This is a genomic window from Bradyrhizobium sp. CSA112, assembly GCF_029051645.1.
GTDB lineage: Bacteria > Pseudomonadota > Alphaproteobacteria > Rhizobiales > Xanthobacteraceae > Bradyrhizobium.
Genome location: NZ_JAACFS010000163.1, coordinates 1 through 404 on the forward strand (window position 1 = coordinate 1; position 404 = coordinate 404).

Sequence of the window (404 nt, forward strand, 5' to 3'; positions counted from 1 at the left end):
GCGAACAATAACGCACATTACCCATGTATCCACGAGGCTTTGCATTATCGCCCATGAACTTAATATAATGCCGATGTAGTGCCACAGTCATTGATAACATGCCATATTTTAGCTCAAATGATTCTTTTAACACCAAAGCATCACTGTCATCTTTGCGATTGTTTTTATTTTTGTCAATAAACACCATCAAACCAGACTGCCCAAATCTATCGCACACACCCAAGGTGTTAATTGGGCAAATGATGACATCTTTTTGGTGCAAAGCCGACTCAATCTTGGCTCGTCGGAGTGCTTCTTGAACATACCGACCCACCATTTGAGACTCATAACGACGCATGAGCGAGTCATAGGCTGGTATAGCAATCATGCCAATGATTACCAAGATACTAAGAACAACCAATGTC

1 protein-coding gene is annotated in these 404 nt (G+C 41.6%); it reads right to left on the minus strand.

From position 1 onward, the window contains the following. Positions 1–404: hypothetical protein (locus tag GWE18_RS42140; RefSeq protein WP_275191338.1), on the minus strand; the 404-nt coding region annotated here is incomplete at both ends.